Annotated in this window: 18 protein-coding genes; 13 read left to right on the top strand and 5 right to left on the bottom strand. The window is 43.2% G+C overall.

Annotation, left to right across the window (positions count from 1 at the left end; all coding sequences use genetic code 11):
- Nucleotides 1-50: 50 nt before the first annotated feature.
- Nucleotides 51-455: a DUF4112 domain-containing protein gene (locus tag HWQ44_RS21895; protein WP_292722960.1), complete on the top strand. Its 405-nt coding sequence runs from the start codon at nt 51-53 to the stop codon at nt 453-455.
- 48 nt (nt 456-503) lie between these two features.
- Here the strand turns inward: HWQ44_RS21895 and HWQ44_RS21890 are convergent, their stop codons facing one another.
- Entirely contained in the window at nt 504-995 is a 492-nt protein-coding gene (locus HWQ44_RS21890) for a DUF1499 domain-containing protein (RefSeq protein WP_292722957.1), read from the bottom strand.
- Nucleotides 996-1,435: 440 nt separating this feature from the next.
- Here HWQ44_RS21890 and HWQ44_RS21885 point away from each other — a divergent pair, with 440 nt between their 5' ends.
- Nucleotides 1,436-1,708 carry a hypothetical protein gene (locus tag HWQ44_RS21885; RefSeq protein ID WP_292722954.1) on the top strand — a complete coding sequence of 91 codons (273 nt, stop codon included), beginning with the start codon at nt 1,436-1,438 and terminating at the stop codon, nt 1,706-1,708.
- Between the two features lie 204 nt (nt 1,709-1,912).
- On the opposite strand, the gene HWQ44_RS21880 is transcribed toward HWQ44_RS21885, so the two are convergent.
- Nucleotides 1,913-2,827, bottom strand: coding sequence for a pirin family protein (locus HWQ44_RS21880; protein WP_292722951.1), 915 nt, complete (start codon nt 2,825-2,827; stop codon nt 1,913-1,915).
- 263 nt (nt 2,828-3,090) lie between these two features.
- Here HWQ44_RS21880 and HWQ44_RS21875 point away from each other — a divergent pair, with 263 nt between their 5' ends.
- The 5 genes from HWQ44_RS21875 (at nt 3,091) to HWQ44_RS21855 (ending at nt 8,915) form a co-directional block, all read left to right on the top strand.
- Nucleotides 3,091-4,743: a hypothetical protein gene (locus HWQ44_RS21875; RefSeq protein ID WP_292722948.1), complete on the top strand. Its 1,653-nt coding sequence runs from the start codon at nt 3,091-3,093 to the stop codon at nt 4,741-4,743.
- Between the two features lie 329 nt (nt 4,744-5,072).
- Nucleotides 5,073-7,322 carry a family 10 glycosylhydrolase gene (locus HWQ44_RS21870; RefSeq protein WP_292722945.1) on the top strand — a complete coding sequence of 750 codons (2,250 nt, stop codon included), beginning with the start codon at nt 5,073-5,075 and terminating at the stop codon, nt 7,320-7,322.
- A 233-nt stretch (nt 7,323-7,555) separates the two neighbouring features.
- Nucleotides 7,556-7,906 carry a metalloregulator ArsR/SmtB family transcription factor gene (locus tag HWQ44_RS21865; RefSeq protein WP_292722943.1) on the top strand — a complete coding sequence of 117 codons (351 nt, stop codon included), beginning with the start codon at nt 7,556-7,558 and terminating at the stop codon, nt 7,904-7,906.
- Complete coding sequence (locus HWQ44_RS21860) at nt 7,890-8,387, top strand: SRPBCC domain-containing protein (RefSeq protein ID WP_292722941.1); 498 nt, start codon at nt 7,890-7,892, stop codon at nt 8,385-8,387. The genes HWQ44_RS21865 and HWQ44_RS21860 overlap by 17 nt, the downstream gene beginning before the upstream one ends.
- Nucleotides 8,388-8,507: 120 nt before the next feature.
- On the top strand, nt 8,508-8,915 hold the full coding sequence (locus HWQ44_RS21855) for a VOC family protein (protein WP_292722939.1): 408 nt from the start codon (nt 8,508-8,510) through the stop codon (nt 8,913-8,915).
- Between the two features lie 393 nt (nt 8,916-9,308).
- Here HWQ44_RS21855 and HWQ44_RS21850 read toward each other — a convergent pair whose 3' ends face one another.
- A complete protein-coding gene (locus HWQ44_RS21850) occupies nt 9,309-9,491 on the bottom strand; it encodes a hypothetical protein (protein WP_292722936.1) in 183 nt (60 codons plus the stop codon).
- Between the two features lie 291 nt (nt 9,492-9,782).
- Between HWQ44_RS21850 and HWQ44_RS21845 the strand changes: the two genes are divergently transcribed.
- Nucleotides 9,783-10,199: a response regulator gene (locus tag HWQ44_RS21845; RefSeq protein ID WP_292722934.1), complete on the top strand. Its 417-nt coding sequence runs from the start codon at nt 9,783-9,785 to the stop codon at nt 10,197-10,199.
- Nucleotides 10,200-11,079: 880 nt separating this feature from the next.
- Nucleotides 11,080-11,433, top strand: a complete 354-nt coding sequence (locus tag HWQ44_RS21840) for a hypothetical protein (protein WP_292723232.1) — start codon at nt 11,080-11,082, stop codon at nt 11,431-11,433.
- A gap of 157 nt (nt 11,434-11,590) precedes the next feature.
- Here HWQ44_RS21840 and HWQ44_RS21835 read toward each other — a convergent pair whose 3' ends face one another.
- Nucleotides 11,591-11,866, bottom strand: a complete 276-nt coding sequence (locus HWQ44_RS21835; RefSeq protein WP_292722931.1) for a ubiquitin-like small modifier protein 1 — start codon at nt 11,864-11,866, stop codon at nt 11,591-11,593.
- 100 nt (nt 11,867-11,966) lie between these two features.
- A complete protein-coding gene (thrC, locus tag HWQ44_RS21830; RefSeq protein ID WP_292722928.1) occupies nt 11,967-13,271 on the bottom strand; it encodes a threonine synthase in 1,305 nt (434 codons plus the stop codon).
- A gap of 831 nt (nt 13,272-14,102) precedes the next feature.
- Between thrC and HWQ44_RS21825 the strand changes: the two genes are divergently transcribed.
- The 4 genes from HWQ44_RS21825 to HWQ44_RS21810 all read left to right on the top strand — a co-directional run bounded on the left by HWQ44_RS21825 (nt 14,103) and on the right by HWQ44_RS21810 (nt 23,017).
- Nucleotides 14,103-16,646 carry a hypothetical protein gene (locus HWQ44_RS21825; RefSeq protein ID WP_292722926.1) on the top strand — a complete coding sequence of 848 codons (2,544 nt, stop codon included), beginning with the start codon at nt 14,103-14,105 and terminating at the stop codon, nt 16,644-16,646.
- A 180-nt stretch (nt 16,647-16,826) separates the two neighbouring features.
- A complete protein-coding gene (locus HWQ44_RS21820; protein WP_292722924.1) occupies nt 16,827-17,390 on the top strand; it encodes a hypothetical protein in 564 nt (187 codons plus the stop codon).
- Nucleotides 17,391-17,555: 165 nt separating this feature from the next.
- Complete coding sequence (locus HWQ44_RS21815) at nt 17,556-19,106, top strand: hypothetical protein (protein WP_292722922.1); 1,551 nt, start codon at nt 17,556-17,558, stop codon at nt 19,104-19,106.
- Entirely contained in the window at nt 19,103-23,017 is a 3,915-nt protein-coding gene (locus tag HWQ44_RS21810; protein ID WP_292722920.1) for an Ig-like domain-containing protein, read from the top strand. Before HWQ44_RS21815 ends, HWQ44_RS21810 begins: the two co-directional genes overlap by 4 nt.
- Nucleotides 23,018-23,166 lie beyond the last annotated feature (149 nt).

Genomic DNA, 23,166 nt, shown 5'->3' with positions numbered 1-23,166 from the left:
CGAATAACTAAAAATAGTGCAATTTAAAAGTAGTGCAAATATCGTAAATTATGGACGCTGCCAAACGCCTTGCTACTCTCAATCGCATCCGCAAACTCAGCCGCTTGATGGATACATCTATACGTATCCCTCTAATAGGTTTTCACATTGGAATAGACCCAATTATCGGTTTGGTTCCAGGTGCTGGTGATTTAATCAGTACAGCGTTTTCAGCTTACATCATATTTTTAGCTACCCGTTTTGGTATCCCACATCGAGACTTAGCCAAAATGATTTTTAATGTTGGCTTGGAAACAGTCGTTGGTACTGTGCCTTTAGTGGGTGATTTATTTGATGCTTTTTATAAGTCTAATATTCGCAATTTGGCAATTTTGGAGCAACATCTGACAGTAGTTGAACCAGAACTCAAAGAAGTTTCTGATGAACTTTATTCTCGTAAGTTCAGCCAAGTTTAAGTTGGTTGTCATCCATCATTAACCTTGGCACTCCTCACTGCTGTAAAATCAAATATTTAAATCGCGTAGAGCCAAACGAATTTGTTCCACACGCCTGCGGTTGACACCGAGATCGGACTCTCCCAGGCGAGATGCCGAGCGCAGATGAATTACTGACTCATTGGGAGGTAAATAAAACTCTACGTCATCAACAAATTTGAAGATGCGGCTTTTAGAAAGAGCATGGATGTAATCATCTGTCTGTTCTATAACTTCTGTACGGGGAACAACAGTGAGAACTTTGAGTAGGGTTTCTCTAGCTGCATTGCGGTCTACATGATAAGCAATCGGGTCGATCGTGTGTTTGTCGTCTGCATTTTGACTCACAACACAGTTGTTTGAAGCTGGACAAGAACTCAGATGACCACGATCAACTCCCAAACTAGAAGAGGCAGCCCAAGTAGCCCCAGGAAGTATTAAACTACTAATCAAAGTTAAGAGTATTACAAAAGTGATCCTCTGCAAGAATCGCTGCTGGAAGGCTGTTAGCAGATGGGACATGATAAATTTACTCCTCAAGGTCTAAATAGCACTTCCCTTATTTTCGGTCATTTCAGGTGGGCGCTGCTTATCAGTTCGCTTTACACAGTATCATCCATCCACACTTTGAATTTGAGCAATCCCAATGCACACGCGCTGACTAGTCCCGATTAAACTCAGCACCGCAATGGAGGCTAGGAACGCCAGTCAATTAGTTCCACCTGCTGTTAATGACTCAGGAGTAATTTAGCCGCGTTTGTGCCTATTCCTCTTGCCATTATTGCTGCCAATAACGGAATTAAGCCAAAAAGTGACCAAGAATTCAGATTTCCATTGACTACGAACCCAAAATTACTAGTAGGGGTTGCCACTGCATTCCCTGGTGATTCCAGCTTACCCTGCGGTTGAATGGCTGGTATCGACTTTGTTGTGCTGTTTGTTTTAAAGTTTGATGGTTATAGATGAACATAGGAATAATCGAGTCTTACAATAGCGGATTTTTAGACGTTGTACCAGAGGGTGAAGACAGCGACTATTGGCAGATTGCAGCTATACACATCAACGGACAAGCCTACTGCCCTACTCCTCGGCTTTATCGTTCAGAAAAAGTGGCATTAGCAAAGGCTGCACAAATTTATGATTGGCTAGCTGACCATGAAGGAGAAATTATTAATGGGGCTTGCAATTGCTCTGAATTGAAACTCATTCTATGGCAGCAACCAAAAGTATTTTAGTTGACCTGGGCGATCCCCTTGGGTAAATTTTATAGTACTTTTGTGTTAATGCTTGAGAGTAAGCCTATAGTCCCTGCCTCAAATGTGGGGATTTTACTTTGTGGGTAATTAATAATTTTTAATTTCGAGAAGCGACTTGACTGCTGACTGCTTGAATAAAACACAGTAGACTTCAATCACTTTCACGATATTACGCTTGTTAATTTAGCTTAAAGGCTGTACTTCGTCTAATTGATTGTCGTTTGCTGTAAAAGCATCTTCTGGTAAGGGGATAAATTCTTTTTCTTCTGGCACTTGCTCAAATCTATTTTCTTGCCAATCATGTTTAGCTTGTTCAATCCTTTCTTGCCGACTAGAGACAAAGTTCCACCACTGATAGCGATCGCCAATAGGTTCGCCACCGACAACTACACAGCGAGCTTGAGTATTGGCGGATATTGTGACTATACTCTTTGCAGATAAAATAGCTAACCGATGTTGTTCTAGCTCCTCACCATCAACAAAAAGACCTTGGGTGACGCTATAAATTCCCCTTTCGCTATAGTCAGCAGGGAGAGTTAATTTAGCTCCAGGAGCAAAAGACAGATCGAGGTAGATGATAGGAGATAGGGTTTTGACGGGAGAAGTCCGTCCCCAAGCTGCTCCCGCAATCAGAGCGATCGCCACACCGTTTTCTGTCCAAGTCGGGATATCTTCAATAGGATAATGGCGAAACGTTGGTTCGGTTTCTTCGTTAGCTTCGCTCAGACCTACCCAGGTTTGAATAGCGTGGAGAGTGCTTTCTTTGAGGCGATCGCTTTGGGGACTTCTTTCAGAATGAACGATACCCCTGCCCGCACTCATCCAATTAACTGCACCTGGATAAATTTCTTGTACATTACCCAAACTATCTTGATGTAATAATACCCCCTCAAACAAATAAGTTACCGTAGCCAGATTGATATGAGGATGGGGTCGAACGTCTACCCCTTTACCTGGAGGAAAGATAGCAGGGCCCAAATGGTCGAAAAAAATAAACGGCCCCACCATCATGCGATCGTCATGGGGTAAACTGCGACGAGCTGTAAACCCTCCTAAATCTTTGATGTGTGGGGTAATTATTTGAGAAATACTTGACATAAACAATACCTTTGCTAATTTCTTTACTATACAAGAAGGTATAGCCAGCTACCAGAAACAAGATTTATATTCGTTCTATTTTTCTTGGCGATCGCGCTCCTTGTGTTCTTGCTGCTAACGTCCAGATGAGCTAGTTCATCTCACTTGTACTACTACCAGAAAATAAATATTGTTAACATTTTTCATTATTTAAGACAAATATTGCGCTCTCGTCCATAAAATCGGATACTCAAATGTATCTTGAGTTTTAAGTAATAATAATTATGATCAATCCTGTAAAACCTGAGATGCTCATTGGTTTAGAAGATGTGCCAGAGGAAGTGAAAGCGGTCATTCGTACAGAACCTCGTGAACCAGAGACAGATCCGACTTTAGGCATAAAAGTATCAGTTAACCGACAAGGCAAGCCTCAGCATCGACTAGTAACAATCGGTGACTCCTTGACTCAGGGATTCCAAAGTGGAGCTATTTTCAAAACAAACTTGTCTTATCCCATGCTCATTGCCCGTGAAATGGGATGGGACAAAGATTTCCGCCATCCAGCCTATTCCGGCCCAGGAGATGGCTTACCAATGAATTTGGAAAAGCTAGTCCGAGAATTAGGTAATCGATATCAGGTTGCAGATGGGATAAATGCTTTAGATGTCGCTTTTATTACGCCGTGGTTATGGGATTATTGGAACAAAACAGAGAATTACTGGGAACAAGGGAAAGGAAAAGAAGCCCCCACAACAGGGAAATTCAACCACAACCTGGCTGTGTATGGATGGGATCTTCGGAATACTTTATCTCGGAACGCAGATATCGCCAAAACAATTATCCAAGCAAAACCTCCCAAAGATGATTCCAATTTTCTTCAACAAGTCCCTGAAAACGCCAATGAAATAGCAACACTATGGGTTTTAAATAATGCACGAGATTCCTTGGGAAATGCCTTAACTCCCTTAGAGGCAGCACTACAGTTAAGTGAGGAAGGAAATATAGAATCGGGCCAAGGAGATGGAATTGAAACGCTAATTATCTTTATTGGTGCTAATAATGCCTTGGGAAGCATTTTATCCTTCAACGTTAGCTGGTCTGGCGACGATTTCATGGATATGGCAAAGAATGACAAATACACTGTATGGCTTCCCAGTCATTTCAAAGCTGAACTAGACAAAATTGTTGAGGTAGTTCAGCGAATTAAGGCCCGCCATGTAATTTGGGCAACAGTTCCCCATGTGACAATTGTTCCTTTTGCTCGTGGTATTAGCAAAGATAAAAATGGTCAGAAAGTAAAACCAGGTTCTCGCTATTTCCCTTTTTACGCTCCATTTTGGTTCACTGATGAGACTTTTGACCCTCAACGGCATCCACACCTGACTGCAAATCAAGCTAGAGCGATCGATAGCGTTATTGATAATTACAACGAATCTATCGTAGATGCAGTACGCAAAGGTCGCGAACAAGGAAAAGACTGGTATGTCTTTGAAGCGGCTGGCTTACTAGATCGTTTAGCTGTGCGACGCTTTATTGAGGATGAACAAGCTCGTCCCGAATGGTGGACTGAATACATTTTACCCAGAGCAATTGATGCACTCGAGCCAAAACCAACCTCACTGTTGTTTAAGTCCAACTTACAGGGGCGTCAACAAGGTGGACTATTTTCTCTAGATGGCATTCATCCCACTACTATTGGCTATGGGATTATCACACAGGAAATCATTAAGATCATGAAATTAGCTGGTGTAAAGTTTTATAAAAGTGATGGAGTTACTGAACGAACAGAAGCAATTGAGATTGACTTTGGACGCTTGATTCAGGAGGATACGCTAATTTCTCAACCCCCACCTGCTGTTTCTGCTGTTTTAGATTTTATTGGTTGGTTAGATTCAACAACAGGTGTTATAACCCAAATGTACAAATCTAGTTTGTAAAACACTGTTTTTAAGAGATTATTTTGAGAAAAAAAACTTGAAGAAGGCAAGAGGTTTTCTCTGAGTTGGGGATTCAAGACCTCTCCTGAATAAGAGCCACCAAATTAAAAATTTGGCTAGGGTCTTAAATCCAAGAACCTTGCAGTCGCCGCACAGAGCAGCAAGCATTATTTCTCCTACCTCCTGCCTTTCTTGATAAAAATACTAAGTTTGACGCACCCACACCTTCAAGGTGTGGAATTCATGCGTAGAACTGCACGGGTTGCGTCAAGTAATCCCTATCGACTCGATTAAGGTCTAGCCCAAGCCTTGTACTTACTTTTGCTAAGATGTTAGCTGCTAACTTACTATTTAAGCCTGTACTTCTACGGATAAGCCAGCTATACGTAGCGTTTCGTAGAAAAGCGGCGAGTCAAGAGACATCGCCTTTGATTCATCAAGGTTGGTGGCTTTTGAAAAAGCGTCTGCTGCCATTATTATGTCTGATATCATTCTGTACGGTATTGCTACTTAACAGCTTTGCCCCTGCCGTTGCTCAACTACCTCCTCAACCTCGTCAGGAAATTCGGGGGGTATGGCTAAGTGGTAACGATTTTAGCGTTTTTAGAAATCGTTCACAGGTGCTTGCAGCCATGAGCCAACTGCGGCAGTTAAACTTTAATACTGTGTATCCCGTAGTCTGGAATGATGGTTATACACAATACCCCAGCGCCATCATGCAGAAAATGGGTATTCCCTTTTTCTTCAAGGGAATAGAGGGACAAGATGTAATTGCAGACATTATCACTCAAGCCCGCAAACAAGGGCTATTAGCAATACCTTGGTTTGAATTTGGTTTCATGGTTCCTCTAACTTCGGAACTCGCATCGGAGCATCCAGATTGGCTAACACAAAAAGGGGATGGGACTCAAACTTCAATTAGTGCTGCGGGTGAAGTCGCGTGGTTGAATCCCTTTCACCCGGAAGTGCAAAAGTTTATCCGCGAACTCGTCATGGAAGTTATTACTCAATACGATGCTGATGGCGTTCAATTTGACGACCACATGAGTTTACCAGTAGATTTTGGTTACGATAAGTACACAATTAGTCTATATACTCAAGAAACTGGTAATCCTCCTCCACCCAATCCCCAAGCCCAAGCATGGATAAAATGGCGGGCAGATAAAATTACTGCATTCATGGTAGACCTCTACCAAACTGTGAAAGCCCGAAAACCGAATGCTATCTTCTCAGTTGCTCCTAATTACTATGATTTCGCCTATAAGATACAACTGCAAGACTGGCTGAACTGGGTACGTTTAGGTATTGTCGATGAGTTGGTTATGCAGGTGTACCGTAATGATTTGGAAAGTTTTATCGCTCAAATTACCCGCCCAGAAATTTTAGAAACCCAACAAATCATCCCAACTGGTATCGGTATTATGGCGGGGTTACGAAATCGCCCAGTTTCGATACCACAAATCCAATGCCAGGTGCAAGCAGCGCAACAACGCGGTTTAGGTATTGGCTTTTTCTATTACGAAAGCCTTTGGGATATCGCTCCTGAACCAGCAGCACAACGCCAGTCGACATTCGCGGCTCTTTTCCCAAATTCAGCGTTGCGCGATATCTCGCAAAATACACCCCGCAAGCCAACTTTTAACACCATATCTTTACCTTTATATCCAAAACCTTCCCTTGGTCAACGTGTTCGCGGCTATTTTTTGGAAGTTGCGATCGCAGGTGGTCAACCAAGACGTATTTTATTGGATACAGGATCATCTGGGCTAAGAGTTCCCAAAGAGTTTTTAGGTAATGCTCCGATCCAAAAAACAGGTCAAAATGTCAAGGAAGTATTAAGTGATGGTACTATCCTGGAGGGAGAATTAGTTTATACGAATGTCCGGTTTGGTTTGATTCCCACCGCAGAACCCGTTCCCGTACAGGTTGTTACTAGTCGCAAATGTACTGCCCAAAAACCTAATTGTTCAGCAAAGAGTGGTGTGCCATTTTCCGGTATTGTCGGTGTCAACTATTTTGAAAAATCACTTCCCTATAACCCGTTGAGAAAATTACCAGGTAATCTGAGTAACGGATTTATCGTCGTTGGCAATGGTGGTAGTAACAACAATGGCAGCCTAATTCTCGGTTTAACTACTGAGAATCAAGTAGGTTTCAAAATGGCTTCTTGGAGTCAGCAACCCGAAATTAATGGTGTACCCGGTAAAAGATGGGACTCTCGACTGAGCAAAGTTTGTTTAACTCTTGCTGGAAGTTCTGCGAAAAATTCGTGTAATAGCAGAGCGATCGCTGATACTGGAACTATTAATGGTTTGACTGAATTCAAGTCAGCTTCTACAGCAGGTAAACTCAAACCAGGAGTATTAAGTTCAGCAAATGCTGTGAAAGTAGGAATTAATGGCATTTTTGATTACAGCTTGACACCAGGAAACCGGGACGGATTTAATCGCTGGAATTTGAGTATCTCACCACAAGCAGAACCGACTATATTTGTAAATCCTGGAATCGCCTTGTTTGATAAATACGATGTCCTCTTTGACCAAGTTAATGGTAAACAGGGTTTTCGCAGTCGGCGTTAACGACTTTCCATAAAACCAGTAATCTTGTCTCGCCTGGTGTGCAAGCACTGAGAACGACTAATTCAGGTTTTATTTCAAGTCAAAAATTTCACTGGCGGTAAGGATACCATTTTTTTCTGTTGAGGTTTGCCCTATTTGAATGTAAGACTTCAAACGACGGGTTAAGTCAGCGCTTGACATTCTTCGATAGTACATTTAACCTAATAGTTAATTAACCGTGTGGTTAAATAAAAATGTCTACCGATCAACTGAGCATTACCTTTGCCGCTCTTGCCGATCCCACGCGGCGGGCGATCCTGGCTCACCTCGCCAAGGGTGAGGCATCGGTAACAGAGTTAGCCAAGCCCTTCGAGATGAGCCTTCCGGCAATCTCCAAGCACCTCAATGTACTGAAGCGTGCCGGACTGATCACGCAAAGTCGTGAGGCTCAATGGCGACCGTGCCAGATCAAAGCGGAGCAGCTCAAGGATGCGGCGGATTGGATCGAGCAATATCGCCAATTGTGGGAAGAGAGGCTCGATCGGCTGGATGATTACCTGCACGAATTACAAACCCAGGAGAAACAAGATGAGCAACAAAAATGATCCCACTAATGCTCAATCAGAACGCGAGATCGTCATCACTCGCATCTTCAACGCGCCGCGCGAACTGGTGTTTCAGGTGTGGACTGATCCAAAACACGTAGCGCAGTGGTGGGGGCCGAAAGGTTTCACAACTCGGGTGACTGAGTTGGATCTGCGTCCTGGCGGTAAATGGCGCTACGTCATGATTGGCCCAGACGGCACGGAGTACCCGGTCAAAGGCGTCTTCCGCGAAATCGTGCCCCTTGAACGGATTGTTACCAGTGATGAATTTGATGAAGGCTTTGAAAAAATCGTTAACGCTGATTTGCCAAGGGGAATAGTTATGACAGCGATTTTCGAGGATTTGGCCGGTAAGACCAAACTCACACTCCAGATTATGCATGAGTCTGTTGAGGATCGCTTCAAGCATGAAGAGATGGGGGTCATTACAGGGTGGAATTCCAGTTTTGATTGCCTCGATGAGTTCTTAGCGAAGACTTGAGTTTTTCTTGCCACGGATAAGACGGTCAACTAATAGTGTGTATGAAATGACTCAACGGAAAGATTAGCATCGGCTTACTGATATTTCCTACATACAAATGAGTTTTCAAAAGGAGAAAATATGGCTACTAAAATTTTCGTGAATCTCCCAGTAAAAGACCTCAGTCGGTCTGTCGAGTTTTTTACTAAACTTGGCTTCAGTTTTAATGCCCAATTTACTGACGAGACAGCTACCTCCATGATTGTTAGCGATGATATATTCGTCATGCTGTTGACTCACGACAAATTCAAGACTTTTACTCCCAAAGAAATTTGTGATGCTACGAAAAGTACAGAAGTGCTTGTGTGTTTGTCTTCTCAAAGCCGAGAAGAAGTAGATGAAATGGTTGGCAAAGCAGTAGCCGCCGGTGGAACAACCTACAATCAACCGCAAGACCACGGTTTTATGTATGGACATGGGTTTGCTGACTTAGATGGTCACATTTGGGAAATTATCTACATGGAGCCAAGCGCAATAAATCAAGGTTGAAAATGCACCCGACACAATCTGCTAACAAAGCGCCCCAGCCGACTGTTTTGGCGTAAAACGGTCGGCTGGGGCGTTATGTTGCCTAAGTTATCGCTGAGGGCAGTATTTGGAGATCATCTATCGCAGTTTAGGATTAAATTAGATTGCATCAAAGTTACTGCCGCGATGCGTTCAACTTGCACAAAAACCTCCGCTTCCTCTATTTCCAATCTCAGAGTTTGAGTTTTTTGCTAAGGCGATTAACACTCACGTTCAGTTTTATAAGGATGCTACAGGATATATGAGCGCCTTAACAATCAATCAGACAGGCAAACAAATCAGACCGCAAAGAAACCAATAGGGTGAGTCAAGTCTACCCATAGAACCCGCTTGAGCGCCAGTGCAGAATTGATTTTAACGGTAGAGTGATGGCATCGTGATGGCAGCCGTTTTCTTGATTGGAGTTGAGGTTACGTTATTGCTATATCCGTCGATCGCAAAGACGCGGGAAGATTTTAATAATAAGTGATTAGCCTGACTTGATATAATACAAGGATTTATGCGATCGCTCAAAGCATTGACACTCCCTTTGAACATCAAAGGCCCTGCTGATCTTGGCTAGTGGATAGATAACCGAGATGATTGGAGACTTCCTAATCACGCTTGAATTCCATTTGTGCGAAGTGGTCTTGCAGTAGGAAAATAGATAAAGCGGTAGTGGTCACCAAGCTATATTTTTGGAATTATGGTGTTGAAACATTTGTTGTTAAAAGAGCCTGTTTCGGTATCTTATCAACACTCAGAGGACATCAATCTACTTTTGTGAACCCAAAATCTGCTCTAAAAGAAGCTCTAAATGGGGGCAAAGTCACAGCAAGTAAGGATAAAATGTCATTTATTATACAACCTTCTGGAACTCTTGCTGGTTTAGATATCCTGGTAGTTGAGGATGATGATGATACTCGCTTTTTTATCACTACTGTCTTGGAAATGGATGGAGCAAAAGTTATAGCAGTGATATCAGCAGCGGAGGCACGCCAAGTATTATCTGAATTCCAACCCGATGTTTTAATTTCCGATATCGGGTTACCTGGGGAGGATGGCTACACTTTTATCTGCAAAATCCGTGCGCTCAAACCAAAGAATGGTGGACGAGTCCCGGCTATTGCTTTAACAGCATTTGCTGATAGTGAGGCTCGGATTCGTGCTTTGGAAGCTGGCTTTGACACTCATGTATCTAAACCAATCGCTCCAGAAGAACTAGTTGAGATAGTGGCTAATTTGGTTGCTTCTTGTAATTGGTAATTATGAAAAACTTAGCTGCCGCTTATTTATCAAGCATGACTCGATATAGATGTTTGCACTTGCTCATGGAGAATTGAATCTCATTCCGATAAAAGTATTTTTACATCCAGAACTTGCATTCAAGCGATTTTTCCAACTAGCAAGCAAAATAAAAGATGGCAGAAATCATCCTATCCAAATAGCTTGAAAGTGGCAATACACCTTGGATTCTGGAAGGAGTAGCACAAATAAAACTTAATAGGTTGTAAGACTAGCAAATAATATAAACAAAAAGAATAGTAGTCTGCCTTATTCCTAATGTTTTAATTATTTAAATTCTAGATAATATATCACAGTTTGATTGTAATGTAATGCCAAAATGGCAAAGAATCAACAACAAAAAAGACGGGGGTTAGCCCGTCCTCTGTATAATAAGTAAAAACATCTTGGTAATTTCTGCAATATATCAAAATACTTTCATAACAATCTGCCAAATTGCCAAATACTTACCAATCAAACACGAAGATTAATTTCTCTGTAATTAGATATTTTTATCAGCTATAAATTTTACTCTCAGCAAAAATTAATAGTTACTCAAAGCATATAGCTATGAATTGCAACAAGAAAATATAGTTTTATATCGTCGTTAATTAATATCGCATAGGGTGGGCGACTTGGGGACATCAAAAAAACTTGCGTAGGCATATCCTGTCGTAGATATTGCACCATCAATTAAATCTACTTGCGTAATTTCTAAATTGTATAATTATTTGGCTTTTTATAAATATTTTTACAGTCGCAGATAATATTTTTGGCACTTGCCAGTCACCAGAAAATACTGATTATGATCGAACTTTTGTGGGTAATACTAGATAAAAAATTACTGACGACGAAGTTCATCATGAACCTAAGTATAGTTGATGATAAATTGCAGATAGAATTTACGTTTAAAGAGCAACTGCTAGCTGTTCGTTTGAATAAACTTTGGCAAATATCACTAGCCCATATTGAACAAGTTACGATAGCCGAACCCCAAAGTAATTGGCGAGAATTGCGTGCCCCTGGTAGTTTTGTTCCTGGAGTGATTAAGGCTGGGACTTATTATACTAACCGGGGTAAAGAGTTTTGGTATGTGAATCGAGATACAAATTATTTAACCATGCAATTGCGAGATGAATCCTACAAGCGGATTATCTTAACTATCGATGACAATGAATCTTGGCAACAAAGACTTGCTCAAATAATTGCTGCATAGTTAGCCAAATGAATAGTGCTGAGTTAAAAAAACCCACACCATCGCAAGCAAAGGAGGCGGAAACTCTTAATGGGCATTCCCAGTCTGAGACTGGGAACGAGGTAATCTCTCAAAGGTTTTCCTAGTGAGGTTTTTACTTTATTTACTATTCTCTGTATTAACCACCAGCAACAGCTGGGACAATACTTACTTCATCGCCATCTTTAAGAGTTGTGTTTATACCATCTAAATGACGGATGTCTTCGCTATCGACGTAAAAATTTACAAATCGCCGTAGCTTACCTTGTTCATCGCACAACCGGGATTTAATACCAGGAAAGCTTTGTTCTAAAGAGTCCAATAATTCAGCAATGGTGCTACCGCTAGATTCTAGAGTAGCTTGATTATTAGTAAAACTCTGAAGAGTTGTAGGAACTAAAACTTTTACAGCCATAGAAGTACAAAGTGAATAATGAAGAGTGAGGAGTGAGAAGTTAGGAATAAGTTAATAGTGAAGAGTTATGAATAAAAAACTCACAACTCATAACTCCTACTTAAACGAGGACTTGTTGCCATTCCAAGCGATCAAGAGTACGCGATCGCTCAAGGGCCCGTTCAAAACTATCGAGTTTGGCATCAATAGTCAAGGGTTCACCAACGTAGCCTTGGATTGCTTCTTGGGTTTTCAGACCATTGCCGGTGATGTAAATTACGGTAGTTTCATCTGGATCAATCTTGCCTGCTTCTACCAGTTTTTTCAGTACGGCAACGGTTGTACCACCAGCCGTTTCTGTGAAGATGCCTTCGGTTTCTGCCAGCAGCTTGATGCCGTCAATAATTTCTGCATCATTGACTGATTCAATGTTACCACCAGTCTTCTGAGCTAACTCCACAGCATAAATACCGTCTGCTGGATTGCCGATCGCTAGCGATTTAGCAATTGTATTCGGTTTAACTGGCTTAATAAAGTCGCGTCCTTCTTTGAAAGCTTGGGCGATGGGTGAACAACCTTCAGCTTGAGCGCCACTGAAACGGACGCTCTTGTTTTCTACCAAACCAACTTCTACAAATTCTTGGAAGCCTTTATAAATTTTTGTAAAGAGTGAACCAGATGCCAAAGGAGCAACAACATGATCGGGTAGTTCCCAGCCTAGTTGTTCCGCAACTTCAAAGCCTAGCGTCTTGGAACCTTCAGAGTAATAAGGGCGGAGATTGATATTGACAAAACCCCAGCCATGTGTATTAGCAACTTCAGAACAGAGACGATTTACTTGATCGTAGTTGCCCTTGACGGCCATTAGGGTGGGACTGTAAATCAGGCTACCCAGAATTTTACCGGCTTCTAAATCTGCGGGGATGAACACACAACAGTCTAAACCGGCGTGAGCTGCGATCGCAGCTGTAGAATTTGCCAAATTCCCAGTGCTAGCGCAAGAAACAGTAGTGAAACCCAACTCCCGCGCTCTAGATAGAGCGACTGACACCACCCGATCCTTAAAGCTCAGGGTGGGCATGTTAACGGCATCATTTTTTATATAAAGTTTATTTAGACCCAAGCGACGGGCTAGACGGTGGGAACGAACTAAGGGAGTCATACCAGTTCCCACATCTATAACGTTATCAGTGGCGACAGGCAAAAAGGGACGGTAGCGCCAAATTGAGTTGGGCCCGGCTTGAATTGTTTCACGAGTGACAGTGAGACGCAGAGCGCTGTAGTCATACTTGACTTCTAACGGCCCAAAGCATAACTCACAAACATTACTGGCTTTGAGTTCATATTCTGCACCACACTCCTTACACTTCAAGGCTTGAAAGTAGGCAGTGCTGGCTTTGGTTTGGGTTGTGATTGCCTGAGTCATAAACTAGCTTTCCCTGTTTGTCTGTCGGCTGTCGCCTGATAGTAACACGAGCAAAAATACCAGTCAAACATACCCGACAAAAATTGTCGGGTATGTTTGGTATTGAAAGGAATGATTCTTGTAAACCTTTAATATCAGTAATCCCTCTATTTAGTATTTACACGCATATATCTAATGTTAAAAAAAAATAAAGTAGCTTCAAATCCCCAGTGCTAACACTGTTAAATAATATGATTAAATCGCATGATGTTTATGAGTAATTTGCATGTGTTTCCATTACTATCCCATTTAAGTGATCTAGATCACTTAGTTAACTTTCAATTTTTTTATCTTAATGACTCCACAGAGCAGTATCCATTTCTGACAGCAAAGACTCAAAAGTATTTTCATATATAAGTTTTAGTGTTTTTAGCATCTGAGTTAAACCACTAAAATTGCTATGTGTGTTGCCAAAATAAAGTTACTTTTTTAGCTTTTATGCACTCACTCATAGCTAGAGAAGTTACTTATTTATACGGAAGATTTTTTTTGATGTAAAAGCTACATTGCTATTTACATCGAAAATCAAGGAAAATACAGTAATAAATTACACATATTTGCGATTGCCAGCCTTGAGTCTCAAGGGTAAGCCTAAAACAAGTGGACAAGTTATTTCTGGTTATTGCCTCAATATAATTTTCAAGGAGTGTCAATAATTTAACTCCTTAAATATGCATTACCGAAACGTTGAAGTTTTGGGCAGCTATAATCGGTAATTCTTTCAAGAATTGCCGAACTTTATTCTGTCTCAAAATCCCAGATACAAGTTCAGCAAACAAATAAACTACTTTTATGGTAAATCGAAATAAATCTGTCAACAAGCAGCGTAAACTTTACCAATCTCTAGTAGCAACAGCATTATTAACTGGTAGCTTTTTCCAATTTCTCGCACCTGTATTAGCTGACGGAACTACCGCAGGTACATCTATCAGTAACACCGCGACAGCAACCTACGAAGATCCCAACAGTCCAGGGACAACAATCAATGCGACTTCTAACACTGTTGTTGTCACCGTGGCAGAGGTTGCTGGGATTACCGTCACAGCTTCTGGTGTAACTGATGCCACTTCTAGTCCTACTAATACAACAGTTCAGGTTGGCGACTTACTCATCTACACCTACAACCTGACTAACGTAGGTAACGACCCCACCAAATTCCACATTCCTAACCAAGCGACAACAACTGGGCCAGGTACAGTTTCTGGCACATTACCAAATGGTGGTACAGCTAATAGCCTGCAATATAGCACCGACGGCGGTCAAACTTGGACAAACGTCCCGCAAGGCGGCGTAGACACACCCTCAGTTCCAGTTGGCGGTACTGTGTTGGTGCGTGTGCCAGTTACTGTACAAGCTGGGGCTCAAACCAACGACATAATTACCGTTACCCTTGGTAACACTCCTGGTGATGCTCAAAACCAACTGCGGAGTCCTGATGGTGGTGACGTGTTTACCGTAGATAACCCCGATGGCAGTGTTGTTGGTGAGGTACTTGGGACACCAGTTAATGGTACACGGGAAGCTAGCGCCACCGAGCAAATTAAGGTTGGTTTAACGGTGAAGACCTACGCTTTAGCCACCATTCTAAAGATTCGCAGTGGCTATAACAATGCTGGCACCACTGCAATTACAGATGACAAGCTGACTTATGATTTGAGTTTGCGAGTTGAGTCCAATGATCCTACAGGGCAGGGAATTACACCAGCAGCTTTGACGGGTACAAGCATCAATGTTGATGGCGTTGCTAGCAAATATATCTTGGTTTCTGATGCGATTCCTGCGGGTACAGATTTGGCAGTAGCACCAACTGCACCTCCTGGTTGGCGAACTGTCTATACCACCAATCCAGTTACAACTAATGCTAATACAGCTAGTTGGACTACGACAGCACCAGGCTCTCTGGCCTCAGTCACTCGCATCGGTTTTATCAATAATCCAGCGACTATTACTTCCATCGCTCCTGGTACAACGGTAAATGGCTTCTCGATTCAGCTAGCTGTTGAATCAACTGCATCTTCACCCTTAACCATTGCCAATATCGCTCAATTATTTGGTCAAACGCCTACCAACAATTTCCCAGTATACGACGAGTCTGGTGACCAAAATCCCAGCAACTATGACGGCTCCCCAGGCAGTATGACACCTCCTGTGGGTACAGATACCAATGGTGATGGTGTTCCCGATACTCTACCACCTGGCAACGTTGATGATGGTTATATTAACACTCCAGCATCTCCAGAAACTGGGACTGACACGGGTAACAATAACAGTGGTGCTGGGACTGGTGGTGAGGCGAACGTCTTCACAGTGCAAGCACCTGTCGCTTCAGCGATACTCAACGGGCCGCTGAATGCCCCTGATGCCACTGGCCCATCGGGTCTGACCAACGATGACTTCACTAACAAATCTTCTCTCGTTCCTGCTGGTACACCACCTGGTAGTACACTTGATCCTCAATCAGTTGGTTTCACCAATACAGTTAAGAACAGTGGTACTGACTCAGGTGTTTTGAAGATAGAGCCAACGCCACCAGCAATTCCAGGAGATTTACCGAATAATACAAAGGTGACTATTACCTATAATAGTCAGTCTGCTGTCTATACCTACAATAATGGAGCGTTTACATTAACTGCTGGTACAGCAATCACAATCCCCAACTTTGCTCCTAATGCAACTCTCAACTATGGTGTAGAAGTTGATTTACCTCCAGGCACACAGTTATCTACTGATATTAGCAAAGGCTTCCCAGTACCCATCACTGCTTCGATTGATAACTACACAACGGATACAAATGCTGATGGAATCAAAGATAGTGGGAACGATAATATCTTTGATTCATCCAACATCACCATAGATCGCGTCTACACTGGCTTCCTGAAACTGCTAAAAACGTCGCGAGTCTTACAAGGAACCGGGCCCGTAGTTCAGGGGAATGATGGCACATTCAGTATCGATCCGAAGAAGCCGGCACCAGGAAATATTATTGAGTACCAAATTCAGTACACAAATATTTCCGATCCTCAATCTGGAACCGGTAACGTGATTTTGAATGCTAACAAAGTTGTGATTACTGAAGACGGTACGAAAAGCCCCAATAACTGGGCATTAGATAACGATGCCAGCGGTCAAATTGATACTAGCAACATTGTTGGTTCAGCTAAAGATTCCGGGACTGCAACCATCCAATTCTTTAGTGGTAATCCAGCCACTAACTCTGGTATCGACCAAACTGGAACTACCGCAAACACTGATGTTGCTAAGTACATAGATAGTGTAACTGGCGCGATCGCACCGGGTATTCAAAGAACATTTACCTTCCAACGCAAGGTGAACTAATTCGTTGGGATTGGGGACTGCGACGTTGGCAGATTCTAAGAGATTGTGCTATCGCCGCAACCATTTTACCTGATCCCCAACCCCAAACAGCAAGCAAATAGCAGAGTGACTTTTTCTTAGCAAAAGCTGGGAAAGATAAGTCAACAATTAACATTCTGGAAGTTTTTTGAGGTTATTTATATGAAGCGTGTTTCTCTGGCAGGTTTAGGAGCGTTCGCCCTGATTGCTACAGTCCCATTTGTCGGTCAAATTCCGGGAATCGCAAATGTATGGCATTCAGGAAGTGCTGTTGCTCAGAATATCAAAACTCAAGGGCAAATTCAATTGCGTTTAGAAGCAGAAAAACAAGTGGTGGCACAGGATCAGCAGGGTAAGCAAAGCCAAAAATGGGAACCTTTGAAAGGTCAAGCTGTGGTGCGACCAGGAGATGTGTTGCGATATACCTTGAGTGGCGAAAATAAGAGCGATCGCCCAGTGAAGAATTTGACTTTTAATCAACCTATTCCTAAAGGAATGGTCTACGTGCTGAATTCTACCAATGTCGCCAACAATGCCAAAGTTATTTACAGCATTGATGGCGGGCGTAGCTTTCTCGAAAATCCCACTGTTAAAGTTACTCTTCCTGGCGGCAAAGTGGAAACAAAACCAGCACCAGCCATTGCTTACACCCATATCCGTTTACAGATTCCATTACTTGCAGCTAAGACAACAGTCAAGGCGACTTATCAAACCCAAGTGCGCTGATTGGGACGCGGGGACACGCCGCCTTCCTGACTTGAAAAAGAGCCGCAATCAACAGTATTTCTAAATGGAATCTGGAAACGACATTTTTAAAGGGTTTTGGCTTAACTGCATTTCCCCAAATAAATAAGTGCTTTTATTAACAACAAGCTTGACATTTCAGAGGAGATGTGTTCAGTGAGCCGTCCTCAAAACCAAAAGCAAATTACTTTGAGCAGTAGCTGGTGGCGACGGTTAACAGCTACTGTTCTTCTGGGAAGTTTTTTGCATACTACTATACCTATACCAGCGATCGCGCAACAGACTAACAATCAGGTTGCGTCTGTGCCATTAATAAATCAAGCTACTTATACTTATACAGATTCTGCTAGTAATTATCAATATCAAGGAAGTTCTAGTCAAATTAATGTTAGTCCTAGCCCATTACTCGATCCATTAGGGCGGATTTTAGGTTGCGCTGGCACAATTTTACCTGACTATACAGGTTTTTCTGTTGGGGTATACGAACCTAACTCTAGCGACCCAACGGGGACAGAATTGGGCAGCTTGGTTGCTTTGACTCGAACAGAATTACCAGATATTCCTAATAACAACGTTCCTGGTGGTAAATCGCCAAATACCGAAAATAGTAATCCCTACTTCGTTACCAATAACCCTGCGGGTGTCTACAATTTCCTACTCGATCCGAATAAGGGTCAAACTGATCCAGGTAGAACCTACATTTTTGTAGTTAATCCACCACCAAATTCTATCTACAAACAACGGCGGATCAAGATTGAAATCCTTGCTAGCAGTGGCACACAAGGTAATGGTGTTGTACGATATGTCGCTAGTTCTCTAGATGGTCAACCAATTAGTCTCACAGGTGAAACCAGGATAGAGCAAACAGTTGTTTTAGTTCCCAATGCAGAAGTTGTGGGACTGGACTTATTAGCCTTTGAATTCACCACAAATTTGTGTCAAGCCAATCAGTTGCAGATTGTCAAAACAAGCGATCGCGCTGCTGCTGAACCTGGAGATACGGTAATCTACCGCCTATCGGTAAAAAATCTTGCTGATGCTGGTTTGAATAATATATTTGTCATCGACAACCTACCTTTAGGATTCAACTTCTTGCCGAAATCTGTGCGGGGAGAAGTGGATGGTCAACCAGTCACTATTACCTCAGAAGGCAATGCTAACACAGTGACATTCCGCACAGACGTAACGATTCCCACTGATAAAGTCCTGAATATTGCCTACGCTGCTCAATTAACAGCCGATGCGCTGCGTAGTAATGGTCGCAACACTGCGATCGTTAATGGGCAACGAGCAGATAACCGTTTTAGTACTAAGGATGGCCCTGCAACGCACCAATTGAAAATTCGTCCAGGAATCGTTTCTGACTGCGGCACGATTATCGGTCGGGTGTTTGTTGATAAAAACTTTGACGGTGAACAACAGCGTGGTGAGCCTGGAGTACCCAATGCGGTGATTTTTCTGGAGGATGGAAACCGCATCACTACAGATCCTAATGGTTTGTTCTCCTTAGCTAATGCCTTACCTGGATACCACACTGGTGTATTAGACCTCAGTAGTGTACCCGGTTACACCCTAGCTCATAACGAAAAATTCCGCGAACGCAATAGCCAATCTCGCTTGGTGCATTTAGAGCCTGGTGGCTTGGTACGGATGAACTTCGCTGTCACCCCCACATTTCAGGAGCCAGTCAAGAAATGAAAACCAGACTGCACTGTGCAACTATCTTGAACCTGAGATTGATGGGGGCAATGCCGGTAGCTCTCAGCCTTGTTTTGTACCCTGCAATAGTCAAAGCAGAAATCACTAGTGAAAACCTCGTTTTTCCTAACTCCCCTTCGCAAGTAGACAAAGGTGTTGAAGTCGAAGATCAAGCGGATCAAAATAAAGTTGCTGAAAAAAGTATAGATTCAAATTCTCCCCATCTTTTGGAAAGTTCCGAGCAGCAGTCACCTCTTGAATTTCCTTCCACTTCTTCAGCACCAACTACTGATACTTCAATTCCAGATGTCCAGCTAAGTGAAACAGAAATACAAGCATTTCAACCAGCCACTTCTGTAGGTTTATCTAGAGGCTTACGCCCAAAAATTGCCGGAATAGAGGACAAGAACGACGGCCGCAAAGATACTGAGACCCAGTTTCATGCTTCTCCAACGGGAATACAACCATTTCAACCGGCAACTTCTGTAGGTTTGCCTAGAGGATTACGCAAAATTGCAGGAGTCGAGGACGCGGGGGGGGATAAGGAGAAAGGGGAAAATCTTCCTGTGTCCCCTACTGTCCCAATATCTACAGCAATCAAAATTCTGACTCCGACGGCTGACAGTGTTGTAGATGTACAAGCTAGCACGGTGATTGTGCAGTTTCCCGCTGGGAGTCAAGTGGAATTGCGAGTAAATGGTGCATTGGTAGACCCTTCCTTAGTGGGACGGACGGAAACTGATGCTACCACCAACTTGGTAACGCAGACATGGTATGGTGTCTCCTTAAAAGAAGGTGCAAACACTATCTCTGCACAAGTTGTTGGCGGAACAGAACCCCCTGTAACCGTACAAGTCGCAGTCCGGGGAGCGCCACAGCAACTAACTGTAGAAACAGTTGAGTCGCGTATTCCAGCAGATGGACGTTCCACAGCTACAATCCGGGGTCAACTGATCGATGCAAGTGGCAATCGCTCTAACCGTGATGCTGTTGTCACCCTCATCCCTACTGCTGGTGAGTTAGTTGGGAAAGACTTCAAACCCGATGAACCCGGATTTCAAGTGGAGGCGAAAGGGGGGCAATTTACTGCTACGTTGCGATCGCAACTGAAGGCGGAAACTGTCACAATTCGGGCGATCGCTAATGATTTAGAAGCCTTTACTCAACTGCAATTTGAAACGGCACTGCGTCCGAGTTTGCTAACAGGAATAATAGATTTACGTTTGGGCGCTAGAGGGACAAATTATTACGGTAGTTTCCGTGATTTCCTCCCTCCTGACAAAGACAATGGAACGCAATTAGATTTCCATTCAGCAATATTTGCCACTGGTGCGATCGGGGAATGGCTGTTTACAGGCGCATACAACAGTTCTCGTAGCCTCAATGAAGATTGTGAGTGCAATAATCGCCTGTTTAGAACTTACCAATCCAGTGAACAAAACTATCCTGTCTATGGCGATAGCTCCAAAGTTGATGTAGTCGCTCCTTCCATTGACAGCGTATTTCTGCGTTTCGAGCGTTCAGCTCGTATCCCCGGCTCCGATCCCGATTATGCCATGTGGGGTGACTACAACACAGAAGAATTTGCGCGGCGATCACAGCAATTTACTTCTATCACTCGTCAACTCCACGGTTTTAAAGCTAACTACAATTTAGGAAACTTACAAATTACAGGTTTCTATGGCGACCACTTAGAAGGGTTCCAACGGGATACTATTGCTCCCGATGGGACTAGTGGTTATTACTTCCTCTCTCGCCGCCTACTACAAGCAGGTAGTGAAAATGTCTTTATCGAGTTAGAAGAACTTAATCGTCCTGGGACTGTATTAGAACGCAAACAGCTTAACCGAGGCCCAGACTACGAAATCGATTACGAGCGCGGGACTTTATTATTTCGCGAACCGATTCTTCGTACCGATATCGATCAAACCGGACAAGTGTTGGTTCGCCGGATTGTTGTTAGCTACCAATATGAAGACCAAAACTCTGAAGGCAACATCTATGCTGGTCGTTTGCAATATAACCTTTCCCGCAAGCTGAATCAGGAAAGTTGGATCGGAGCAACTTACGTTCAAGAAAATCACGGGGTGCGTGACTTTCAACTCTACGGTGCAGATGCATTGATAGCTTTGGGTGACAAGGGGAAGTTAATCGCAGAATATGCCCATTCCACTAATGATTCTGATGTTGTGGGAAAAGTCAGGGGTGACGCCTACCGCTTGGAAGCTGAGGGAGAAATTGCCAATGGGATTCAAGGTCGTGCCTATTATCGCTTTGCTGATACGGGTTTTGCCAATAATGCCACTATCAGCTTTGTCCCAGGACAAGCCCGTTATGGAGCGGAGGTGACAGCAAAACTCACCTCAAGTACCAACGTCAGAGCGCAATACGACCACGAAGACAATTTTGGCATTGCTCCCCAACCCCTAGACACCTTTGAAGAACTGTTTGCACCTCGTTCTGAGGCCATACCTGGGAGTAAAGTTGATAATTCGCTGACGACGATTTCCGCTGGGATTCAACAACGTTTGGGTAGCGCTACCTTTGATGTGGATTGGATTCATCGTCATCGGGAAGATCGCATCTCTACTGAGGCTCTGAGTAGTAATTCTAATCAATTGCGATCGCGCTTTACAGTTCCCATCGCTAAAAACCTGACTTTCCAAGCCCAAAATGAACTCAGCTTATCTTCCCAAAAAGATACTGTTTACCCAGACCGGACTATTTTAGGGTTGAATTGGGCAGTAATTCCTGGTGTCAGCGTCAGTCTGGCCCAACAGTTTTACACTAGCGGTCAATTTTCGGGTAATTCTATCACCAGCTTAAGTGTCAATGGTGAACACAAACTCGGTACTGATACCACCTTGACTGGTCGATACTCAATTTTGGGTGGTGCAAATGAACTTACTACCCAAGGTGCAATTGGTCTAAATAACCGCTGGGCTATTGCTCCGGGATTGCGGCTGAACTTAGCTTACGAACACGTATTTGGCAACTTCTTCGGACGAACTGCGGCGGGTCAACAATATGCCCAACCCTACGCCTATGGTCAAGCAGCATCTGCGATCGGATTTGATGGTGGCGATAGTTACAGCGTTGGGCTGGAATACAGTGATAATCCACAGTTTCAAGCCAGCGCTCGATATGATCATCGGTCTTCTTCTGGTGGTAGCAATACAGTAATTACCGCAGGGATTACAGGTAAAATTTCTCCGGCTCTGACGGCTCTAGTACGTTATCAACAAGCAAACTCTTCCAATCAAAAGCTTTCAGGATTGGGAGATACCGCTAACCTGAAACTGGGTTTAGCCTACCGCGACCCCTACAGCGATAAATTTAATGCTTTGTTGCGTTATGAATATCGCCAAAATCCGGCGATTATTCCTGAGACTATTTTGTTAGGAAGTGGTACTGGTTCCCAAGACCATACCTTTGCCTTAGAAGCTATCTACGCCCCTAACTGGCAATGGGAATTCTATGGTAAATATGCTTTGCGTAACAGTACTTCTTATTTAGCTAACGATTTAGCTGGTACAAGTATGGTGAATCTGGGCCAATTACGAGCTACTTATCGTTTGGGATATAGCTGGGATCTAGTTGGTGAGGCTCGTTGGATTGGTCAATCTAACTACAGCGAGACAGGCTTTGTTGTGGAAACAGGCTATTACCTCACTCCTAATCTGCGCCTTTCGGCTGGATATGTTTTTGGTAAAGTCGATGACCGAGATTTTTCCGGGACACGTTCCGCAGGTGGGGCGTATTTGGGCTTCACGGTAAAGCTCGACGAATTGTTTGATGGCTTTGGACAGCAAAAGCCTGTGCCACGTCAGCAATCAGAATCTACAGTACAAACCCTGATCAACAAATTAAAAAACAGAATTCAGGAGTTAGGAGCCAGAATTCAGAATTGAATTCTGTGTGATTGGCAGATAGCGAGTCCGCGGACTCCTGCAAAGAAGCAAGCTAGGCGTAGCGTCTCGTAGAGAGCGTCTGAATAAAAGGGTTTAAGTCCCCCCACTAAATTTTTGATTTAGTAGTCAACAAGAAAGTGGGGGATTCA

The organism is Nostoc sp. JL34 (assembly GCF_017114945.1).
Lineage (GTDB): Bacteria > Cyanobacteriota > Cyanobacteriia > Cyanobacteriales > Nostocaceae > Nostoc.
The sequence above is the reverse complement of the archived record's forward strand: the minus strand, read 5'-3'. Positions and strand labels throughout refer to the sequence as shown.